The sequence below is a fragment of the Bacillus sp. 17RED48 genome (assembly GCF_019837545.1).
Classification (GTDB): domain Bacteria; phylum Bacillota; class Bacilli; order Bacillales; family Bacillaceae_G; genus Bacillus_A; species Bacillus_A wiedmannii.
On sequence record NZ_JADAXG010000034.1, the window covers coordinates 1 to 2,939 of the forward strand.

Annotated in this window: 1 rRNA gene; it reads right to left on the reverse strand. The window is 51.6% G+C overall.

Annotated features, from left to right (window positions below):
* Positions 1-8 precede the first annotated feature (8 nt).
* Positions 9-2,930, reverse strand: a 23S ribosomal RNA gene (locus ILT06_RS32035).
* Positions 2,931-2,939 lie beyond the last annotated feature (9 nt).

A 2,939-nucleotide genomic window follows, 5' to 3' on the forward strand; every position in this document is an offset into this window, starting at 1 on the left:
CATATTATATGGTTAAGTCCTCGATCTATTAGTATTCGTCAGCTCCACATGTCACCATGCTTCCACCTCGAACCTATCAACCTGATCATCTTTCAGGGATCTTACTAGCTTACGCTATGGGAAATCTCATCTTGAGGGGGGCTTCATGCTTAGATGCTTTCAGCACTTATCCCTTCCGCACATAGCTACCCAGCTATGCCCTTGGCAGAACAACTGGTACACCAGCGGTGCGTCCATCCCGGTCCTCTCGTACTAAGGACAGCTCCTCTCAAATTTCCTACGCCCACGACGGATAGGGACCGAACTGTCTCACGACGTTCTGAACCCAGCTCGCGTACCGCTTTAATGGGCGAACAGCCCAACCCTTGGGACCGACTACAGCCCCAGGATGCGATGAGCCGACATCGAGGTGCCAAACCTCCCCGTCGATGTGGACTCTTGGGGGAGATAAGCCTGTTATCCCCGGGGTAGCTTTTATCCGTTGAGCGATGGCCCTTCCATGCGGAACCACCGGATCACTAAGCCCGACTTTCGTCCCTGCTCGACTTGTAGGTCTCGCAGTCAAGCTCCCTTATGCCTTTGCACTCTACGAATGATTTCCAACCATTCTGAGGGAACCTTTGGGCGCCTCCGTTACACTTTAGGAGGCGACCGCCCCAGTCAAACTGCCCACCTGACACTGTCTCCCGGGTCGATAAGACCCGTAGGTTAGAATTTCAATACATTCAGGGCGGTATCCCACCAGCGCCTCCACCGAAGCTAGCGCTCCGGTTTCAATGGCTCCCGCCTATCCTGTACAAAATGTACCAAAATTCAATATCAGGCTACAGTAAAGCTCCACGGGGTCTTTCCGTCCTGTCGCGGGTAACCTGCATCTTCACAGGTACTATAATTTCACCGAGTCTCTGGTTGAGACAGTGCCCAAATCGTTACACCTTTCGTGCGGGTCGGAACTTACCCGACAAGGAATTTCGCTACCTTAGGACCGTTATAGTTACGGCCGCCGTTTACTGGGGCTTCAGTTCAGAGCTTCGCTTACGCTAACCCCTCTCCTTAACCTTCCAGCACCGGGCAGGTGTCAGCCCCTATACTTCGCCTTACGGCTTCGCAGAGACCTGTGTTTTTGCTAAACAGTCGCTTGGGCCTATTCACTGCGGCTTTCCGTTAAGAAAGCACCCCTTCTCCCGAAGTTACGGGGTCATTTTGCCGAGTTCCTTAACCAGAGTTCTCTCGCACACCTTAGGATTCTCTCCTCGCCTACCTGTGTCGGTTTGCGGTACAGGCACCTTTTATCTCGCTAGAAGCTTTTCTTGGCAGCGGGGAATCAAAGACTTCGCTCCATAAGGAGCTTCCCCATCACAGCTCAGCCTTCACGATAAGCGGATTTGCCTACTTATCAGCCTAACTGCTTGGACGTGCACAACCAATCGCACGCTTCTTCTATCCTTCTGCGTCCCTCCATTGCTCAAACGATAAAGAGGTGGTACAGGAATATCAACCTGTTGTCCATCGCCTACGCCTGTCGGCCTCGGCTTAGGTCCTGACTAACCCTGAGCGGACGAGCCTTCCTCAGGAAACCTTAGGCATTCGGTGGACGGGATTCTCACCCGTCTTTCGCTACTCATACCGGCATTCTCACTTCTAAGCGCTCCACCAGTCCTTCCGGTCTGACTTCACTGCACTTAGAACGCTCCCCTACCACTGATACCATTGGTATCAATTCGCAGCTTCGGTGGTGTATTTAGCCCCGGTACATTTTCGGCGCAGAGTCACTCGACTAGTGAGCTATTACGCACTCTTTAAATGGTGGCTGCTTCTAAGCCAACATCCTAGTTGTCTAAGCAACTCCACATCCTTTTCCACTTAATACACACTTTGGGACCTTAGCTGGCGATCTGGGCTGTTTCCCTCTTGACTACGGATCTTATCACTCGCAGTCTGACTCCTAAGGATAAGTCATTGGCATTCGGAGTTTGACTGAATTCGGTAATCCGATGAGGACCCCTAGTTCAATCAGTGCTCTACCTCCAAGACTCTTACACTTAAGGCTAGCCCTAAAGCTATTTCGGGGAGAACCAGCTATCTCCAGGTTCGATTGGAATTTCTCCGCTACCCACACCTCATCCCCGCACTTTTCAACGTGCGTGGGTTCGGGCCTCCATTCAGTGTTACCTGAACTTCACCCTGGACATGGGTAGATCACCTGGTTTCGGGTCTACGACCACGTACTAAACGCCCTATTCAGACTCGCTTTCGCTGCGGCTCCGCCTCTTCAGCTTAACCTCGCACGGGATCGTAACTCGCCGGTTCATTCTACAAAAGGCACGCCATCACCCATTAACGGGCTCTGACTATTTGTAGGCACACGGTTTCAGGATCTCTTTCACTCCCCTTCCGGGGTGCTTTTCACCTTTCCCTCACGGTACTGGTTCACTATCGATCACTAGGGAGTATTTAGCCTTGGGAGATGGTCCTCCCAGATTCCGACGGAATTTCACGTGTTCCGCCGTACTCAGGATACATTCAAGAGAGAACGAAGTTTCGACTACGGGGTTGTTACCCTCTACGACGGACCTTTCCAGGTCGCTTCGTCTACCTCGTTCCTTTGTAACTCCGTATAGAATGTCCTACAACCCCAAGAGGCAAGCCTCTTGGTTTGGGCTATGTTCCGTTTCGCTCGCCGCTACTCAGGAAATCGCATTTGCTTTCTCTTCCTCCAGGTACTTAGATGTTTCAGTTCCCTGGGTCTGTCTTCCTTACCCTATGTATTCAGGTAAGGATACCATACCATTACGTATGGTGGGTTTCCCCATTCGGAAATCTTCGGATCAAAGCTTACTTACAGCTCCCCGAAGCATATCGGCGTTAGTCCCGTCCTTCATCGACTCCTAGTGTCAAGGCATCCACCGTGCGCCCTTTCTAACTTAACCAAACTAAAA